Below are 18,167 nucleotides of genomic sequence, written 5' to 3'. Positions count from 1 at the left end.
GCGTCGAACTTGGTGGTCACGCTTGGATTCCTGTCATCGCGGCGACCGCCTCGCGCGGTGCGCCGTCCTTCACCAGTGCCTCGCCGACCAGGACGACGCGGGCGCCGTCGGCGACGAAGCGCTTCACGTCGGTCGGTCCGCCGATGCCCGACTCGGCGACCAGCACCCGGTCGTCGGGGACGAGCGGGGCGAGCCGGCCGAACGCGTCGGGGTCGACGTCGAGGGTCTTGAGGTTGCGGGCGTTGACGCCGACCAGCTCGGCGCCCAGCGCCACCGCCCGCTCGGTCTCGGCCTCGTCGTGGACCTCGACGAGCACGGTCAGCCCGAGCTCCCGCGCGGTGTCGTGGAGCCGCCGCAGGGTGTCGTCGTCGAGCGCGGCGACGATGAGCAGCGCGAGGTCGCCGCCGGCGGCGCGGGCCTCGAGCAGCTGGTAGTCGCTGACGATGAAGTCCTTGCGCAGGAGCGGCACGTCCACCGCTGCCCGCACCGCGCGCAGGTCGTCGAGGCTGCCCCCGAAGCGGCGCCGTTCGGTGAGCACGCTGATGGCGGCCGCGCCGCCCGCGGCGTACTCCCGCGCCAGGGCGGCAGGGTCGGGGATGTCGGCCAGGTCGCCCTTGCTGGGGCTGCGCCGCTTGACCTCCGCGATCACGCTCGAGCCGGCGCCGCGGAAGTGCGGCATCGGGTCCCGCGGCGGGTCGACGTCGGCGAGCGCCGCCCGCAGCTCCGCGGCCGGCACCGCGGCCTCCCTGGCGGCGAGGTCCTCGCGCACCCCGGCGACGATGTCGTCCAGGACGGACACGTGGCCTCCTCCTTCTCGTCCTGCGGCCTGCTCCGCCGCGGCTCCGACCCGGGCTCCCGGGTTCCCCGCGACGCACGGCGGTGGTCCTTTCGAGTGTCCCACGATGCCGATACGGTCGGGGCACCCGTCCCGGCGAACGGCCGGGAGACGCCTCGGAGAAGGACGGCACCACGTGAGCTACAACGAGCCCCCCAACTACGGCGCCCCCGCCGCCGCCTCCGCCCGGCGGCGGCGGCCAACCGCCCTACGGCGGGCAGCCCTACGGCGGCCAGCCCTACGGCGGCGGCCAGCCCCAGCAGAACTCGGTCATGGCGATCATCGGCCTCGTCCTCGGCATCCTCGGCCTGATCCCGTGCCTGTGGGGCTGCTTCATCTTCTCGATCGCGGCCGTCGTGCTCGGCTTCCTCGGCAAGAAGGAGACCGACTCGGGCCAGAAGAAGGGCGGCGGGATGGCCCTCGCCGCGCTGATCACCGGTGTCCTCGGCATCCTGGCGAGCATCCTGATCTGGATCCTCTTCGCCACCGGGGCGTTCGACTTCTACTACAACGACATCTGACGGTCGTCGGCCACGGCGGGGTTCAGGGCGCGAGCCAGGACCCCGCCGTGGTGTTGCGGAGCACGGTGAAGACCACCAGCCCGACCGCGAGCAGCACCGCCGAGGCGTTCATCGTGGTCGCCGACAGCTCCCACCGCTCCCCTCGCCAGCGGGCGAGGGCCCACCGGCCGATCAGCCACAGCACGAACGGCGCCACGACGACGAGCACCAGGTTGCTCGACGCGGCGTCGACCAGCCGCAGGTTACTGAGGTCGTTGACGCCGCGCAGGCCGCCGCAGCCGGGGCAGTAGATCCCGAACATCGAGTAGCTGGGGCACACGCCCCACGACCCCTGGTCGTGCGGGTCGCGCAGGTGCAGCGCGACGACGGCCGCCGCCAGCCCACCCGTCACCAGCGCCGGCGCGACCAGCCGGCGCCCGCGGGAGGCGACCGCGGTGGGCACCGTCAGTGGCCCGACTGGTGCAGCCCGAGCTTGTCCATCACGACGAACACCACACCGGCGAGCACGACGATCGCGGCGCCGACCCAGAAGACCACCATGCTGACGGGGTCGAGCATCAGGCCGACCGCACCCACCACGAATCCGAGCAGGCCCACTACGACAGCCGTCCAGGCCGCGGGGGTGTTGCCGTGGTTGTCAGACATGCAGGTGCTCCTCTGAGGTCGCGCAGGGTCGGATGAAGTCTAGGAGACGGGGCCGGTCGTGGGATCGTCACCCTCGTCGAGCGACTTCCACAGGTCGAGGTTGGTCCGCTCCTCGGCGGGAGCGTCGGCGGAGCCGGGCTCCTGCGCGGCCGGGGCGTCGTACCGGCTGCCCATCTCGGGCCACCACGGCGCCAGGCGCACGGCGGCCACCGCGGCGGCGAGCGCGAGCGCGGACCCGGCGAGGGCGACCCAGAACCAGGCCGTGAGCTCCATGGTGAACCGGTCGCCGCCCGCGCCGGTCAGCCCGACCTGGTCGACGAAGTCGTCACGGGCGTCGTCGCGCTGCACGAAGCCGCCGACGGCGACGACCACCAGCACCCCGGCGGTCGCGAGCGCGGCGAGGACCGCCACGGCCCGGCGTACGACGCCGCGGGTCACGAGGAGCGCCCCCCAGCAGGCGAGCGCGACCAGCGCCAGCGCGCCCGCGAGCGGGAACTCGGCCTGGCTCAGCTCCTGACCGGCGACCGACATCGCCCCCGCCCGGTCGAGCTGCTCCTCGGGCACGCGGATCATCGGCTGGTGGCCGGCGAACGCGGTGAGCCCGGTCGTGGCCAGGCCCGCCAGCGCCACCCGCCCGAACGTGCGGCGGCGGGGGTCGGTCGTCGCCCCGACCGGCGCCTCGCCCGGTCCGGCCCGGTCAGCCACGCAGGAGCCCGTCGTCGAAGCAGGTGCGGGTGCCGGTGTGGCACGCCGGGCCCCTCCTGGTCGACCTTGAGCAGCACGGTGTCGCCGTCGCAGTCGAGCCGGACCTCCCGGACGTGCTGGCGGTGGCCGGACGTCTCGCCCTTGACCCAGTACTCCTGCCGCGAGCGACTCCAGTACGTCGCCCGGCCGGTCGTCAGCGTGCGGTGCAGCGCCTCGTCGTCCATCCACGCGAGCATGAGCACCTCACCGGTGTCGTGCTGCTGCACCACCGCCGGGAACAGGCCCGCCTCGGTGCGGGTCAGCCGGTCGGCGATGGCGGGGTCGAGAGGCATGCCGCCAGTATCCCAGCGCCCCGGTCACCCGTGCTGGGAGACCCAGGAGCGGTGCAGTCCGGCGTAGACCGACCCCTCCTGCCGCACCAGCTCGGCGTGCGGGCCGCGCTGGACGATCCGGCCGCGGTCGACGACGACCACCTCGTCGGCGGCCTCGGCGGTCGACAGCCGGTGGGCGATCGTCACCGACGTGCGCCCCGACATCAGCCGCTCCAGGGCCCGACCGATCCGGGTCTCCAGCTGCGGGTCGACGGCACTGGTCGCCTCGTCGAGGACGAGCAGGTCGGGGTCGGCGAGCTGGGCCCGCAGCAGCGCCACCAGCTGCCGCTCCCCCGCCGACAGCGACTCGCCGCGCTGGCCGACCGGCGTCGCGAGCCCCTCGGGCAGGCCGTCGACCCAGTCGCCGAGGCCGAGCTCCTGGGCCGCGGAGACGATCTCCGCCTCGCTGGCGTCGAGCCGGCCGTAGCGCACGTTCGCGGCCAGGGTGTCGTCGAACAGGAAGCCCTCCTGCGGCACCAGCACGACGCTGGAGCGCAGCGACGCCTCGGAGATGTCGCGCAGGTCGATGCCGTCGAGCAGCACGCGCCCCGCCGAGGGGTCCATCAGCCGGGTGAGCAGCTTGGCGATGGTCGACTTCCCGGAGCCGGTCTCCCCGACCACGGCGACCCGCCGGCCGGCGGGGGATGTCGAGGTCGATGTCGACCAGCACGGGCGGCCCGCCGGGGTAGGCGAAGCCGACGCCCTCGAACCGCACGTCGACCGCCCGGTCGGGCAGCACCTGCCCCTCCGGACCGGGGTCGACCAGGTCGGCCGGCGTGTCGAGGATGCCGATGACGCGGCGCCAGCCGGCGATCGCGTTCTGCGCGTCGGTGAGGATCTGCGTGCCCATCTGGACCGGGCCGACGAACAGCGTGACGAGGAACGCGAACGCGAGCACCTGGCCGGCGGTGATGCCTCCGCCGCCGAGCCAGCCGTGGACGCCCAGCCAGATGCCGACGATCAGCACCCCGGCGTTGGCCAGCCCCGCCGAGATGCCGCCGAGGGAGAACGAGAACGCGGTGAACCCCTGCGCCCGGGTCGAGGCCGCCTGGTGCTTGGCGATCGCGTCGTCGATCCGCGCCTGGGTGCGGGCCTCGACGGCGTAGGAGCGGACCACGGCGGCTCCGACGACGGGCTCGGAGATCGCCGACAGCATGCCGCCGACCTGCTGGCGGACGATGCCGTAGGCGGCGGACAGCTTGCGCTGGAAGTAGCGCAGGCTGAGGAAGAGCGGCGCGAAGCACAGCCAGACGACGAGCGCCAGCTGCCAGCTGTAGACGATCATGACGACGGTCGCGATCAGGACCTGCCCGATGCTGACGACGAAGAGCAGGCCCCCGAAGACGAGGAACTGGCTCACCTGGTCGACGTCGCTGGTCACCCGGGAGACGAGGGCGCCGCGGCGCTCGGTGTTCTGGGTCAGCAGCGGCAGGTCGTGGACGTGGCGGAACGCCTTGACCCGCAGCGTCGCGAGCCCGCGCTCGGAGGTGGCGAACAGTCGCGAGGTCATCGCGAACGACGCCCAGCTGGTGAGCACGATCGCCGCGGCGGCGAGCACGGCCATCCAGGTCGTGAAGCCGAGGTCGGGTCCGTCGGAGCCGCGCAGGCCGCGGTCGATGGTCTGCTGGACGGCGATCGGTACGACGACCTGGCCGACCGACGCGAGGACGGCCAGGCCGAGGGTCTTCCAGATGCCGTCGACCAGCTCGGGCGAGTGGTGCACGCCGCGGCGGATGGTCTCCCAGGCGCCGATGTCCTCGCCGGTCTCCATCCGGGTGCTGTTGACGGTGCTGGTGCTCACGGCGCCACCTGCTCGGCGTGCTCCGACTGCCCCGACTGCCCCGACTGCCCCGACTGCTCCGTCTCGTAGGCGTTGACCAGCTCGGCGTAGTCGGGGTTGGTCGCGACCAGCTGGTCGTGGGGGCCGCGGTCGACGATCGCGCCGTCGGCGAGGAACAGCACCTCGTCGGCGAGCCCGATCGTGGCCTTGCGGTAGGCGACGACCACGAGCGTCGCGTCGTGCCCGTGGGTCCGCAGCGCCGCGAGGATGCGGGCCTCGACCTCCGGGTCGACCGCGGAGGTGGCGTCGTCGAGCACGAGCAGCCGCGGCCGTCGTACGAGCGCCCGGGCGAGGGAGATCCGCTGCCGCTGGCCGCCGGAGAGGGAGGTGCCGCGCTCCCCCCAGCCGGGTGTCGAGACCCGCGGGCAGCGCGGCGACGAACCCGTCGGCCTGCGCGGTGCGCAGCGCCTCCCACACGTCGTCGTCGGTGACGTCGGCGCCGAGGGTCACGTTGCCGCGGACGGTGTCGTCGAAGAGGAACGGCGTCTGCGGCACGACGGCCATCACCTCGGCCAGCTCGCCGCGGGCCAGGTCGCGGACGTCGACACCGTCGAGCCGGATGCTGCCGGCGTCGACGTCGACCAGGCGGGTGAGGAGGGTGGTCAGGGTGCTTTTCCCCGACGCCGTGGCGCCGACGAGCGCCACCGTGCGGCCGGGCTCGACGGTGAACGACAGGTCCCGCAGCAGCGGGCGGTCGGCGCGGTAGCCGTAGCGGAGGCGGTCGACCTCCAGCCGGGCGCCGCCGGTCGCGGCCGGGGCAGGGGCGTCGCCGTGCTCCATCGAGCCCGTGGCGCGGAGCACGGCCGAGACGCGCCGGAAGCCGACGACGCTGCGCGGGAACTCGCCGAGCAGCCAGCCGATCGAGCGGATCGGGAACGACACGACGGTGAGCAGGTAGGCGACGGTCACGACGTCGCCCGCGTCGGTGGCGCCCGAGACCACGCGGCTGACGCCCACGACGAGGACGACCAACACCGCCAGGTTCGGCAGCGCGGCCAGGGTCGGGTCGAACGCCGCGCGGATCCGGCCGACCCGGGTGTTGGCCTCGCGGAGCTCGAGCGCCTTGGCCCGGAACCGGGCCGTCTCCTCCGGCTCGCGGCCGAGGGTCTTGACGACCATCGCACCGTCGAAGGACTCGTGGGCGATCTCGCTGAGCTCGGCGCGCAGCTGCTGCGCCCGGGTCGCCCAGCCCTGGGCGAGGTTCTGGTAGACGATGTTGGTCGCGATCACCACGGGGAACACCAGCAGCCCCACCAGGGCCAGCACCAGGTCGGCGAAGAACATCTGCGCGACGGCGATCACCATCATCGCGACCGTCCCGACGGCCATCGGCAGCGGCGCGATCGGCCCCCAGGCCGCCTCGACGTCGGAGTTGGCGTTGGAGAGCAGCTCGCCCGTCGGGTGCCGCTGGTGCCACGACATCGGCAGCCGGAGGTACTGCCGGGTCACCGCGCGCCGGGTGCTGGCCTGCATCCGGTACTGCATGACGCCCGCCCCGAGCCGCCGGGCCACGATGCCGACCGCCCGCAGGATCGCGACGCCGAGGAACAGCGCGAGCACCGCCCACAGCAGGTTGCCGTCCACCTCGCCGTCGCGGAACGCCGGCAGCACCACGTGGTCGGTCGCCCACCCGAGCACCCAGGCGTCCGCGACGGTCAGCGCGCCGAAGAGGAGGCTGCCGAGGGTGGAGAGGGTGAAGATCCAGGGCTCACGCTTGATCGCCACCCAGAGGACGCCGAACCCCGCCCACGTCGTCCCGCTGTCGCTTCGCTCGTCCGCCACCCGGCCCTGCTCCTCCTTTGTCCCCGGTCGCAACCGGGCAAGAGGGACAGCCTATTCCCCGGCACGGGATCGATCGGCATCCAGGTTGCGGGCTTCCGCCCACGGGAAGCCGATCTGCGGTATACGTGACGCGCGCACCGAACGACGGGTGCGCCCCGCTCCCCTCCGAGGAGGCGCCATGCGCGCTCGCCGAGTCCTGCCCACCGCGATCACGCTGGCGCTCGCCGCCGTGACGCTGCCACCGCTGGTCGGGCCGGCACCGCCGGCGACGGCCGACGAGGACGCGCAGTGCACGGCCGTCGGCACCCGCATCACCTGCGTCTACGACGACCCGGCCACGGTCACCGTGTTCCCGGCACCGGACGCGCCGTCGATGCGGGTCGTCGTCGAGGGCGGCGCCGGTGCGCCCGGGATGCGCGACGGGGTCCCGACCTCCGCGGGCGGAGCCGGGGCCGTCGTCACGCACGACATCCAGATCGACCCGGCTGGAACCGTCGCGCCGGGCACGTCCCTCAGGCTCAACATCGGCGGCAACGCCGACGGCCGCTTGGGCGGTGGCTTCGGCGGCGGCCACGGAGGGGGCTCGGGCGACACCTACGGCGGTGGCGGCGGCGGAGTGTCGTCGGTCGAGGTCGCGTCGACCTTCGAGGTGCTGGTCGCCGCAGCGGGCGGCGGGGGGCGGCGGCGTGACAGCCGACCACGAAGGGGGCGACGGCGGCGACGCCGGCACTGACGACCGGGACGGCGCCGATGGCGGCAGCGCGATCGTCGACGGCCAGGGTGGCGGTGCCGGCAGCGACCTGGGCGGCAACGGCGGGTCCCCCGGCGTCGGGACGTCCCCTCAACGGGCTGCCCGGCAACAACGCGGACTCCACGGGTGCGGGCGCGGACGGGGTCTCCGGAGCAGCCGGTGGTCACAGCGGCGGCGGAGGCGGCGGCTGGACGCCGATCGGGCGCGGTGGCGGCGGCTCGGGCGGCTCCGGCGGCAGCGACAACGGGGAGTCCGGCGACGGCGGCGGAGGCGGAGCCGGTTCGTCGTACCCCACGACCGCCTCGGTCACCAGCGGCACCGGCGACCCGCGGGTGGTGATCAGCTGGGACGAGGCGCGGCCGCAGACGATGCTGATGGACTACCCGCGGCCATGGCTGCTCGGCGGCAAGGCGCGCTTCGCCTACGCCTCGAGCCACCCCGACACCTCCTTTGCGTGCGCGGTCGACGGGCGCCCGCTCGAGTGCGGCGCCGACGGCGTGAGGCTCCCGGTCGGCAAGCCGGGCAGCCACGTCTTCAGCGTCGCCGCCACCGAGCCGACGTGGGGCATCCCCGACACCACTCCCGCGAAGGCGGTCTGGACCGTCCCGCACGACGACAGGGTGTTCAAGCGGTCGCGCGGCTGGGTGCGCAAGCAGGTGGCGAGGGGCTACCGCGGCAGCGCTCTGACCGCCCGGCGCAAGGGCGCGACGCTGACCTACCAGGTCCGCGGCGCTCGCGAGCTCGTGCTGGTCGCGTCGACGTCAGGCCGGTCGGGCACGGTCGTCGTTCGGCTCGGCAACCGGGTGCTCCAGCGGGTCTCCCTCGACCTCGGCCACCCGCGGACCACGCACCGCCAGCTGTTCCGTCTCGGCAGGTGGAAGAAGGCCCGCTCCGGGCGGCTCACCATCACCACCACGAGCAGGCAGCCGGTGACCATCGACGGGATCGGCGTCCGGACCCGCTGAGGTCCCGGGAGTCAGGTGAACGGGACCGGGTTGGGTACTGCCCTGTCGTGACCGCACTGTCCTCGACCGCGCCCGAGCGCACCGCCGCCCCACCTCCCGCCCCCCGGCGGCCTGACCCGCGCGCAGGTGATCGCGCTCGGCGAGGAGCTCGACGCCCTGCGCCAGGAGGTCCTGGACAGCCGCGGCGAGCGAGACGCGGCGTACATCCGGCGGGTGATCGCCGTGCAACGGGCCCTCGAGCTCGGCAGCCGGGTCGTGCTCCTCGGCAGCCGCAACAAGGCGGCGTGGCTGGTCGGCACGGTCGGGCTCTCGCTCGCGAAGATCCTCGACAACATGGAGATCGGGCACAACGTCCTCCACGGCCAGTGGGACTGGATGCGCGACCCCAAGATCCACTCCGCCACCTGGGAGTGGGACCACGCCTCGCCGCCCGAGCAGTGGCAGCGGGCGCACAACCAGGTGCACCACACGTTCACCAACATCGTCGGCCACGACAACGACCTCGGCTACGGGATCATGCGCGTCGACGAGGCGCAGGAGTGGCGGCCCCGTCACCTGGTGCAGCCGGTGTGGAACCTGGTCACCGCCTGCATCTTCGAGTGGGGCATCGCGATGTACGACCTCGACCTCGGCGACCACCTCCGCGAGAAGCGGAAGATGTCGCCGGCGAAGCGGAAGGAGCTGCGGAAGACGCTGAAGCGCGCGGCCAAGCAGGTCGCGAAGGACTACGTCGTCTGGCCGGCGCTCTCGCTCCGCTCGTGGCGCTCGACCCTGGCCGCAGGTGCCGTCGCCAACCTGACCCGCAACCTGTGGTCGCACTCGGTGATCATGTGCGGTCACTTCCCCGAGGGGGTCGAGGTGTTCGAGCTCGACGAGCTCGACCCGACCGAGGAGCGCGGTGACTGGTACCTGCGCCAGATGCTCGGCTCGGCCGACATCTCCGGATCGAGGCTGATGCACGTCCTCACCGGCAACCTCTCCCACCAGATCGAGCACCACCTCTTCCCCGACCTGCCGAGCAACCGGTACGGCGAGATCGCGCCCAAGGTGCGCGCGGTCTTCGAGAAGTACGGCCTCGCCTACTGCTCCCGGCCGCTCGTCCCGCAGGTCTACTCCGCCTGGCACAAGGTGGTGCGGCTCTCCCTCCCCAACGGGTGGCTCGAGGAGACCAACCGCCGCAACCTGCTCCCCCCAGCTCGGGAAGCTGCTCAGGCCGGCGGCGGCGTAGGCCCCCGGCGCCCCGCGCGCGGCGCGGTGCGTGCCGCGCCGCGCGCGAGAACCGGCTACCGCCGCTTCACCTTCGCCCGCACCTTCGTCGTGGCACCCGGCTCGACGAGCGCGGAGCCGCGGTGGGTGACGACCAGGGTGTGCCTGCCGGCGCCCAGCCGCGCCAGGCGCACGCGGGCCTTGCCGTTGGCCGCCACCCGCGCCGTGCCGACCTTGCGGCCGCCGTCGGTGACCACGACCTTGCCGCCGGGCGCGGTGAAGCCGGGAGCGCGCACCGTGACCACGAGCGTGCCGCGCTTGGCGGCGGTCAGCTTCCGGGGCCGCAGGGTGGCGCTGACCCGGGCGACGGCCCGCTCGACGGTGAGCCGGGCGGTGTCGCTCGACGCCAGCATCCCGGGGCCGCCGTCGTAGCTGACCGAGAGCGTGTGCACGCCCGGCCGCAGGGCCCGCGGCGCGACGGTGATGGTCGCGACCGACATGCCGGGCACGTCACCGTCGGCGACCAGCGAGCCGCTGCCGAGCGAGGTGGAGCCGGCACGCAGCACGACCGTGCCCTCGGGCGCCGCGGCGCCCGACCCGAAGACGACCGCGCGCACGGTCGTGCGGGCCCCGTAACGCACCGAGGAGTCGGCGAGGGTCGCGACGGTCGCCGACACCGCCGCCGCGACGGTCAGCGTGAACGACGTCGTGATGTCGGTGCCCGCGCCGTTGCCGGCCTCCACCGTCACGGGGAAGGAGCCGGCCGCGGTCGGGATGCCCGCGATCAGTCCTGTCTCGGCATCGAGGCTCAGGCCGGCGGGCAGCGCGCCGTCGGTGACGGCGTACGTCGGCGCGGGGTGACCGGTCGCCTCGACGGCGAACTCGTAGGGGGACGCCCACGTGGCCCGCCGGCGGCTCGCCGCTGGTGAACACCGGTCCGGCGAGCACGTCGAGGACGACGTCGAGCCCGGTCGCACCGGCAGGGTTGCGCGCCTCGACCGTGAAGGCGCTCGCTCCGCGCTCGGTCGGGACACCGGAGATCGCGCCGGTCTCGGCGTCGAGGGTCAGGCCGTCCGGCAGGTCGCCGTCGGTGACGGCGTACGTCGGCGCGGGGCGGCCGGTGGCGGTGAGCTGGTAGGAGTACGGCTCACCGAGCGAGGCCGCCTCGGGTGCCGGGCTCGTGAACTCGGGGGCGCCGGCCTCGACCAGCGGCGCCAGCGGCACCGCCGCGGCCAGCGCCTGCTGGCCCAGCGTGTTGACGTGCAGCCCGTCGAGGTCGTACGCCGGGCGGATGATGTTGGGGTTGCCCGGGTCGCGCAGCGCGGCGTCGAAGTCGACGACCCCGTCGCAGGTGCCCGAGCAGTCCCCCGCCCGCGCGGATGAACGCGTTGATCTCGCTGCGCCGCTGGTTCTGGAAGAACGTGTAGCCGGGCCGCGGCGTCACCGGGGGTGACGAACACGTCGATGCCGGCGGCGCGCAGCTCGGCGAAGGTGGCGCGCATGCTCGACGTCAGCGCCTCCGCGCTGCAGCCGCTGCCGTTGTTGAGGTTGGCGAGGTCGTTGGTGCCGTAGTAGTAGATGAGCGCGGTGACGCCGGTCAGCTCGAGCACGTCGCGGCTCAACCGGGACACGCCGTCGATGCCGCCGGAGCCGCAGGCCGGGGACGCCGTGGTGCCTGCGATGCCGGCGTTGACGATCGCCAGCTGGCTGTCGGCGGGCAGCTCGGACTGGATGCGGCGCGAGACGATGTCGGTCCAGCGCATGTAGGGGTTGGGCTCGGAGCAGCCGGGGCCGCAGCTCTCCGACCCGTTGCCGTCGACGACCGAGCTGCCGTAGGTGACGACGGTGCCGGCGAGGTCCTCGTTGTGGACGTCGATCGCGCCGACGATGTAGCTCCAGCCGTGGGTCTCGTTGAACGGCGCGGCCGACTCCGACAGCGTGTGGTTGCCGCCGCCGTTGGGCGCGAACCAGTTCGTGCGGCCGGCGCGGTCGTGCAGCGTCGTCACCGTGGCGTTCTGCAGGTAGAGCGACACCATGAGGTCGTCCTGCGCCTCGACGGTGTAGTCGAGCGGGTCGCTCCACACCATGCCGCCGGCGGGGATCGTGATGCTCGGGCTGCCGTTGAACATCACCGTCTCGAGCGAGCCCGGCACCACGGCGGCGCCGGTGCCGGCGAGACCGACGGTCGTCTGGTCCACCACCATCGGCGCGTTGCCGAAGGAGTTCTCCAACCGCAGCCGGATCTTGTCACCGCCCTGGCTCAGCCGGCTGACCTGGCGGAGGGTCCGGTTGGTGAAGGTCAGGCCGGACCGGCGCTGGATCGACTGGGTCCACGCCGTGAACCAGTGCTCGTCGTCCGCGCTGTGATCCTCGGCCGCGGCCGATGCGGCCGCGGCCGAGGGGGGCCGATGCGGTGGGCGCCGCCGCGGTCGGCGGCGCGGTCAGGCCGCCGACGGCGAGGCCTCCGGTCAGGGTCGCCACCAGCACTGCTGCTGCTCGACGGAGTCTCATCACTGAGCCTTTCTCGCGCCCCGCGCGGCAGCAGCCGGCGGGCACGGGACGGGTCCGGTCGGGATCGGCACGGACCAGGGAGGGCAGGGTCGGGTCGCCGGCGCTCAGACCTCGCAGCCTGCCCTCGACATCGTCGAACAGCGTGGAACAGTGACGGCCGGCACACTCAACCGACTCGCTGCGGACGTGTCAAGGGCGACGCCGCCAGGTGGTACGGCGCCCCGCCGTACGGCAGTCTTCGGGCATGCACTTCGTCGGTGTCGACCTCGCATGGGGCGACCGCAGGCCCACCGGCATTGCCGTCCTCGACGCCGACGGCCACCTGGTGCACGTGTCGGCCGCGCAGACCGACGACGAGGTGGTCGACGCGATCGCGCCCTACACCGACGGGGACTGCCTGGTCGCGATCGACGCACCCCCTGGTGGTGGCCAACCCGACCGGCAGCCGGCCCGCGGAGGCAGCGCTCAACAAGGACTTCGCCCGGTTCGACGCCGGCGCACACCCGTCCAACACCGGCAAGCCGGAGTTCCGCGACCAGCCGCGCGGGGCCCGGATCGCGGCGCGGCTCGGCCTCGACATCGACCCCCGGTCCAACCGGCCGCGCCGGGCGATCGAGGTCTACCCGCACCCCGCGACGATCGCGCTGTTCCACCTCGGGCGGACGCTGAAGTACAAGCACAAGTCCGGCCGCGACCTCGAGCAGCTGCGCGCCGAGCTGCTCGTGCTGGTCGGCCTGCTCGAGGGGCTCGCCACCGCCGATCCCCCGCTCCTGGTCGACGGCCGGCCGCAGGAGCCCGGCGGACCGCGGCCCTGGCGGCTGCTGCGCACCGCGGTCGAGCGGGCGGGCCGCAAGAGCGAGCTGCGGGCGGTCGAGGACCAGGTCGACGCCGTCGTCTGCGCCTACATCGGGCTCTTCGCCACCCGGCGACCCGACCTCACCACGACGTACGGGGACCTCCAGACCGGCTACATCGTCACCCCGGCCCTCCCCCACGACCTGGTGCCGACGCCGCGCGGCAGGGGCACGCAGCCCGAGGCCCGGGACCCAGGCGCGGCGGTGCGGGAGTACGCCGAGCGCCACCCCGAGCTGCGGCGGGCCGCCGACCTGTTCGTGGAGCTGGTGACGTCGGTCCTCGACGACGCCGGCATCAACTACCTGACGGTCAGCGGCCGCGCGAAGTCGATCGCGTCGTTCGCCGCCAAGGCCGCGCGCACCGTCGACGGCCGGCCGACCTACGCCGACCCGCTCACCGAGATCACCGACCAGATCGGTGTTCGGGTCATCACCTACGTGCACAGCGACGTGCAGGCAGTGGTCGACCTGCTCGACGACCAGGTCGTCGTGCACGACGACCGCGACCTCGGCCAGGAGACGGCGAGCGAGGGCCGGTTCGGCTACGCCAGCCGCCACCTGCTGGTGAGCCTCGACGAGGAGCAGGAGACCGAGCCGGCGTACGACGTGCTGCGCGGCCACACCGCTCAGGTGCAGATCCGCACGGTGCTGCAGCACGCGTGGGCGGAGTTCGAGCACGACATCCGCTACAAGGGGTCGCTGCCGGCGGAGCACCGGCCGGAGTTCGACCGCCGGTTCACCCTCGCCGCCGGGCTGCTCGAGCTCGCCGACCGCGAGTTCTCCAAGATCCGCGACCGGCTCCGCGAAGGCGCCCCCGGCTCCGGGCCCGAGCCGGAGGACGACGACCCGCGGATCCACCCGCGGGAGCTCGCGGCGTTCCTCGCCGGGCAGTACGCCGACGCCGGCTGGTCGCGCACCGACCACTACGCCTGGATCGCCGGCGTCGTCCTCGAGCTCGGCATCACCTCCCTCGCCCAGCTCGGCGAGACCCTGCGCTCGGTCGACACCGCCACCGCTGATGGAGCGGATGGACTACCGCTACCCGCCCGGCGCCGTCCGCCGCCTCGACGACGCCCTGCTCTGGACCTACGGCGACACCTACGTCGACCTGCGCGCCAACGCGCACCGGGCGGGGGCTGCTGCGGGCGAGGTTGGCGAAGATGCGCGGCGAGGGGTGACTCGGTCGGCGCACTTCCGCGTCGGTCGTCAGTGGTCGCCCGGCAGCCGTCGCGCCTGGTCGACCCACGACCTGAGCTGGTCCTCGTCGAGGTCGTCGTCCTCGTGGAGGTCGAGGTAGCGCACACGCGGGTGCTTCGACTCCTTCGGCGGGACCGGGTCGAGCTCGGCTCCGTTGAGGAGCTGGACCTGCACGTACTTCGTGTAGCAGCGGAACGACAGGAACCAGCCGTTGTCGTCGGTGCCGTAGAACGGCTGGTTCCACTTCACGGCCTTGCGCAGGTCGGGCGTCGCCTCGGTGACGATCCGGTCGAGGCGCTTGCCGACGCTGCTCTTCCACCCCGGCATGGCCGCGATGTAGTCCTGGACGGGGCCGTCGCCATCGCCCTTGGGGATCTGAGGATTGCCGCCGGAGAGCAGCTTGGGTGCGGTGTCGCTGTCCTTCGCCATCACGCGCTCCAGACGAAGCCGTCGGGGTCGGTGAACGAGCCTGCGTCGCCGTGGATGACGAGGCGCGCGGGATCGGTCCCGTCCGCCGACACACCGACGGCCTTGGCGAGGTCACCCGGCTTGTTGAGGGTGAGCGTGACCGGACCGGTGTCGAGCTCGGCGTACTTGCGGCCGAAGCTCTTGGCGACGGTGAAGCCGCGGTCGGCGTAGAAGCGTTTGGTCGCGGCCACGTCGGCGACGCCGAGCTGGAGCACGACGTCGTCGACCCGCCCCGTGGCCGGCGCGGTGTCCTTCTTCGACGACGACGCCACGGTGCAGACGGTGCCGTCGGGCGCCTGGAACGCCGCGCCGTAGCCCCACAGCGACTTCTTGGCCGGCTTGAGGGACGTGGCGCCGGCGTTCAAGGCCCGCTCCACGAGCATGTCGACGTCGCCCGGCTGGGCGAGGACGAAGGAGAGGGTGAACCCCTCGAAGCCGGTCGGTGCGGTCTCCGCGGCCCGGACCCGGACCAGGCCACTCACGCCGAGTGCGGCGTAGAACGCCTCCGCCGCCGCCAGGTCCGCCGCGCCGAGATCCAAGTGGTCGATGACAGGCATCGGTTCCAACGTAACCAGCGATCGGGGTGCAGGCCAAGCCCCTCGGCGAGCCGGCTGGGGATCGGCATCGGCGCTGCAGGGTCTGGCCGTCGCCCGCCGGGCCCCGAGGAGGGACAGGCGCAGCGCACGCGAGACGTCATACGAATCGTGGGCTATAGCCCCCGATTCGTATGACGTCCTCGGCTACACCGTCCGTGGGAGCGCTCACGACGTCGGACCGCCCTCCTCGTGGCTCGGGCAGTCGGAGTTGCTGCAGACTCGCTCGTCCACCGTGGGGTCGGCATCGCCGACCACGCCGTCGGGGTGCACCGACAGGCTCGCTGCCCGAGGCGTCCGGCACCTCACGCGCCTGCAGCTTCACCTCGGAGCCGCAGACCTGGCACGGCTTGTTGTCGAAGTACATGGGCGCATCCTCCCCCAGGAGGAACTCCGACGGCGCCGAGCCTGCCCGTTTCGGCGCTCACGAGTCGCCGCGGTCCGCCGGCTCGAGGAACGCAGCGGTGTCGTAGTAGGTGGCGAACCGGGTGACCCGGCCGTCGTCGTCGAGGTCGAGCAGGGAGACGCCGGAGTAGCTGACGTCGCGTCCGGTGCTCAGCCGGCCGGTCGAGTGCCACTCGAGCCAGGCGGCGCGGGGCGCCTCGCGGACGGTGTCGAAATCAGTGCTGATCTCGTCGAACTGGTCGAGGTAGGCCTGCCAGTACGCCGCCGGGTCGCTGGTCGACGAGCCGCGCGCGGCGACCTCGGGGCGGAGCAGCTCGGCGTCGTCGGCGAAGAGGCCGAGCAGGGGCGTCGGTGTCGCCGGAGGACTCCAGCTGCTGGAGGGCGGAGGCGAACTTCCGGGCGGGCGTGTCGTCGGCCATGAGGAGGCGGTGCCCGAGGTCGACGCCCGCAAACCCCCAGCGGCTCGACCCAGCCCCGCTCAGCGCCGCGGCGGCACCGGTACCCGGTCGAGGTCGCGTGCGGCGTGCACGTCGGGGTGGTGCAGCCGCGCCTCGGCCTCGAAGACCGACTCGTCGGGGTGGCGGCCGGAGTAGTGGGTCAGCACGAGGCGGCGTACGCCGGCCTCCCAGGCCAGCGTGCCGGCCTGGGCCGCCGTGAGGTGGGCGTACTTCTCGGCGAGGTCCTCCTCGGAGGCGAGGAACGTCGACTCGGTGACCAGCAGGTCGACGCCCTGCGCGAGCTCGCGGGCACCGGAGCACAGCCGCGTGTCCATCACGAACGCGAACGACTGTCCCGGCCGCGGCTCGCTGACCTCCTCGGCGGTGACCACCCGGCCGCCGACCTCCAGGCGCCCGGCCCGCGCCAGCTCGCCGACGGCCGGCCCCGCGATCCCCAGGGCGTCGAGCCGGTCGGACAGCATCCGCCGACCGTCCGGCTCCTGCAGGCGCCAGCCGTAGGCGTCGATCCGGTGGTCGAGGGCGCGTGCCTCGAGCGTCAACCCGGGCCAGCGGTCGACGACCCCATCGGCTGACACCGGGTGCTCCCGCACCTCCGGGGTCGCGGCGACCGCGCTGGCCCGCCGGAGCCGGTCGACGTACTCCTGTCCGGACGCCGGGTAGTAGAGGTCGACCGGCTGCCGGGCGCCGTCGAGCAGCATCCGCTGCAGCACGCCGGGCAGGCCGAGGCAGTGGTCGCCGTGCAGGTGGGTGATGCAGATCCGGGTGATGCTCCCCGCGGAGACGCCCGCCAGCGTGAGCTGCCGCTGCGTCCCCTCCCCGGGGTCGAACAGCACGACCTCGCGGTCCCACCGCAGCAGCGCACCGTGATGCGCGCGGGTCCTGGTCGGCACCTGCGACGCGGTGCCGAGGACGACGAGCTCGCGGACGGTCACCGGCGCCTAGTGGTAGGTGAAGCCGTGGAGGTGCGGCCGGCCGCCCTCGATGCCGACGTAGGAGAGCACGTAGTAGCGGCCCCGAGTGCTGCCGGCCATCGAGACCTCCACCGCCTGCGGCGCGTAGAGCGCCTCGCCGGCCCCGACAAAGCCCGAGCTCAGGCCGGGGGCGTCGAGCGCGAGGAGCGACGGGGTGCCGGTCGAGGCCCCGCCCCACATCGTGGCGAGCACGGCGCGACCGTCGGGAGCCACCGCGATGTCGGTGCCGTCCTCGAAGAGCGGGGGGTCGACGACCTTCACGAGCCGGCGCTTGCGCAGGTCGATCCGCGCGATCCGCCCTGGCGACTCGGTCATCGACGAGCTGACGTAGGCGGTGCGGCTGTCGCGGGTGATCGCGATGCCGTCGGGTGCGAACGGCAGGCGCAGCCGCTTCGCCAGCTTGAGCCGGCCCTTCTTGCGGACGCCGTGGATCAGCACGTAGTCGTCGACGGTGCGTGAGGTGGTCACCACCAGCTTGCCGTTGCGGGCGACCTCGACGTCGCCGCCCCACTCGGCCAACCGGTTGCGGCGCACCAGCTTCGGCTTGCGGGGCTTGACCAGCGACAGGGTCGCGATGCCCTTCCCCTTGCCGTGACCGCCGAGGACGAAGCCGTGCTTGACGAGCAGCATCCTGCCGTTCGGGGTGACGGCGATGTCGAAGGCGTGCGACGGGGCGAAGGCACCCCGCCGGAGCTGGCGGACCACCTTCGGGCGCTTGGCGGCGACGTTGACCACGAACAGCTGGTCGCCGTCGCTGAGCACGTACGCCGTGGTGCCGTCCTTGCTGAGCGCGACCTGCTCCCCGAAGGCCGCGGTGGTGCGACCGCCGAGCACCATCCGCGAACCATGCAGCTCGACGACCTGGAGGTAGTCGTCGGCGACGATGACCGCCCGCCGGCCCCGGCTGGCGATCGCCAGGTCGTTGGGGCCGTTGGTGGTGCGCGGCAGGGCGAGCGAGCCGAAGGTGAACAGCTGCGGGGCGTTCATCCCGCGCGGGGCGATCGGGTGGACGACCCGGTCCCGCGAGTCCTCCGCGTCCTCCGCACCCGCGGCGGTCATCGGGACCACCAGGAGCAACGCCACCACACC

The 18,167-nt window shown here is 73.4% G+C and carries 16 protein-coding genes and 4 pseudogenes; 6 read left to right on the top strand and 14 right to left on the bottom strand.

From position 1 onward, the window contains the following. Positions 1–16: 16 nt before the first annotated feature. Positions 17–799: an indole-3-glycerol phosphate synthase TrpC gene (trpC, locus tag MF408_RS19680; protein WP_240249075.1), complete on the bottom strand. Its 783-nt coding sequence runs from the start codon at positions 797–799 to the stop codon at positions 17–19. A gap of 308 nt (positions 800–1,107) precedes the next feature. Here trpC and MF408_RS19675 point away from each other — a divergent pair, with 308 nt between their 5' ends. Next, complete coding sequence (locus MF408_RS19675) at positions 1,108–1,356, top strand: DUF4190 domain-containing protein (protein ID WP_240249074.1); 249 nt, start codon at positions 1,108–1,110, stop codon at positions 1,354–1,356. 22 nt (positions 1,357–1,378) lie between these two features. Here MF408_RS19675 and MF408_RS19670 read toward each other — a convergent pair whose 3' ends face one another. From MF408_RS19670 to MF408_RS19635, 8 genes and pseudogenes are all read right to left on the bottom strand, one after another. Continuing rightward, positions 1,379–1,798 carry a DUF2752 domain-containing protein gene (locus MF408_RS19670; RefSeq protein WP_240249073.1) on the bottom strand — a complete coding sequence of 140 codons (420 nt, stop codon included), beginning with the start codon at positions 1,796–1,798 and terminating at the stop codon, positions 1,379–1,381. Positions 1,799–1,800: 2 nt separating this feature from the next. Continuing rightward, positions 1,801–2,001, bottom strand: coding sequence for an HGxxPAAW family protein (locus tag MF408_RS19665; protein WP_240249072.1), 201 nt, complete (start codon positions 1,999–2,001; stop codon positions 1,801–1,803). A 39-nt stretch (positions 2,002–2,040) separates the two neighbouring features. Continuing rightward, on the bottom strand, positions 2,041–2,631 hold the full coding sequence (locus MF408_RS19660) for a Trp biosynthesis-associated membrane protein (RefSeq protein WP_240252075.1): 591 nt from the start codon (positions 2,629–2,631) through the stop codon (positions 2,041–2,043). 67 nt (positions 2,632–2,698) lie between these two features. After that, positions 2,699–3,038, bottom strand: a pseudogene (gene hisI, locus MF408_RS19655) (phosphoribosyl-AMP cyclohydrolase). Between the two features lie 24 nt (positions 3,039–3,062). After that, positions 3,063–3,698, bottom strand: a complete 636-nt coding sequence (locus MF408_RS19650) for an ATP-binding cassette domain-containing protein (RefSeq protein WP_240252073.1) — start codon at positions 3,696–3,698, stop codon at positions 3,063–3,065. 292 nt (positions 3,699–3,990) lie between these two features. Continuing rightward, positions 3,991–4,695: pseudogene (locus tag MF408_RS19645) on the bottom strand (ABC transporter ATP-binding protein); the annotation flags it as partial. 179 nt (positions 4,696–4,874) lie between these two features. Further along, positions 4,875–5,216 (bottom strand): hypothetical protein, encoded by a 342-nt coding sequence (locus tag MF408_RS19640; RefSeq protein ID WP_240252071.1) that lies wholly within the window; start codon positions 5,214–5,216, stop codon positions 4,875–4,877. A gap of 139 nt (positions 5,217–5,355) precedes the next feature. Beyond that, positions 5,356–6,477 (bottom strand): annotated as a pseudogene (locus tag MF408_RS19635) (ABC transporter ATP-binding protein); the annotation flags it as partial. Between the two features lie 400 nt (positions 6,478–6,877). Here MF408_RS19635 and MF408_RS25910 point away from each other — a divergent pair. The 4 genes from MF408_RS25910 (at position 6,878) to MF408_RS19615 (ending at position 10,257) form a co-directional block, all read left to right on the top strand. Then, positions 6,878–7,432, top strand: coding sequence for a hypothetical protein (locus MF408_RS25910; protein WP_275693237.1), 555 nt, complete (start codon positions 6,878–6,880; stop codon positions 7,430–7,432). 47 nt (positions 7,433–7,479) lie between these two features. Further along, on the top strand, positions 7,480–8,415 hold the full coding sequence (locus tag MF408_RS19625; protein WP_240249071.1) for a hypothetical protein: 936 nt from the start codon (positions 7,480–7,482) through the stop codon (positions 8,413–8,415). Positions 8,416–8,541: 126 nt separating this feature from the next. Further along, positions 8,542–10,053 (top strand): acyl-CoA desaturase, encoded by a 1,512-nt coding sequence (locus MF408_RS19620; protein WP_240249070.1) that lies wholly within the window; start codon positions 8,542–8,544, stop codon positions 10,051–10,053. A 12-nt stretch (positions 10,054–10,065) separates the two neighbouring features. Next, positions 10,066–10,257: a hypothetical protein gene (locus MF408_RS19615; protein ID WP_240249069.1), complete on the top strand. Its 192-nt coding sequence runs from the start codon at positions 10,066–10,068 to the stop codon at positions 10,255–10,257. 428 nt (positions 10,258–10,685) lie between these two features. Here MF408_RS19615 and MF408_RS19610 read toward each other — a convergent pair whose 3' ends face one another. Further along, positions 10,686–11,852 carry a hypothetical protein gene (locus MF408_RS19610; RefSeq protein ID WP_240249068.1) on the bottom strand — a complete coding sequence of 389 codons (1,167 nt, stop codon included), beginning with the start codon at positions 11,850–11,852 and terminating at the stop codon, positions 10,686–10,688. 177 nt (positions 11,853–12,029) lie between these two features. Here MF408_RS19610 and MF408_RS19605 point away from each other — a divergent pair. Further along, a pseudogene (locus MF408_RS19605) lies at positions 12,030–13,622 on the top strand (DUF429 domain-containing protein); the annotation flags it as partial. A gap of 989 nt (positions 13,623–14,611) precedes the next feature. On the opposite strand, the gene MF408_RS19595 reads toward MF408_RS19605, so the two are convergent. The 4 genes from MF408_RS19595 to MF408_RS19580 form a co-directional block, all read right to left on the bottom strand. Next, entirely contained in the window at positions 14,612–15,208 is a 597-nt protein-coding gene (locus MF408_RS19595; protein WP_240249066.1) for a glyoxalase, read from the bottom strand. Positions 15,209–15,668: 460 nt separating this feature from the next. After that, on the bottom strand, positions 15,669–16,100 hold the full coding sequence (locus MF408_RS19590; RefSeq protein WP_240249065.1) for a nuclear transport factor 2 family protein: 432 nt from the start codon (positions 16,098–16,100) through the stop codon (positions 15,669–15,671). A gap of 27 nt (positions 16,101–16,127) precedes the next feature. Further along, entirely contained in the window at positions 16,128–17,039 is a 912-nt protein-coding gene (locus MF408_RS19585; RefSeq protein WP_240249064.1) for a ribonuclease Z, read from the bottom strand. Between the two features lie 6 nt (positions 17,040–17,045). Next, positions 17,046–18,161: a hypothetical protein gene (locus tag MF408_RS19580; protein WP_240249063.1), complete on the bottom strand. Its 1,116-nt coding sequence runs from the start codon at positions 18,159–18,161 to the stop codon at positions 17,046–17,048. Between the last annotated feature and the right edge of the window lie 6 nt (positions 18,162–18,167).

Source organism: Nocardioides sp. TF02-7 (assembly GCF_022437945.1).
In the GTDB taxonomy this organism is placed as follows: Bacteria; Actinomycetota; Actinomycetes; order Propionibacteriales; family Nocardioidaceae; genus Nocardioides.
The sequence above is the reverse complement of the archived record's forward strand: the minus strand, read 5'-3'. Positions and strand labels throughout refer to the sequence as shown.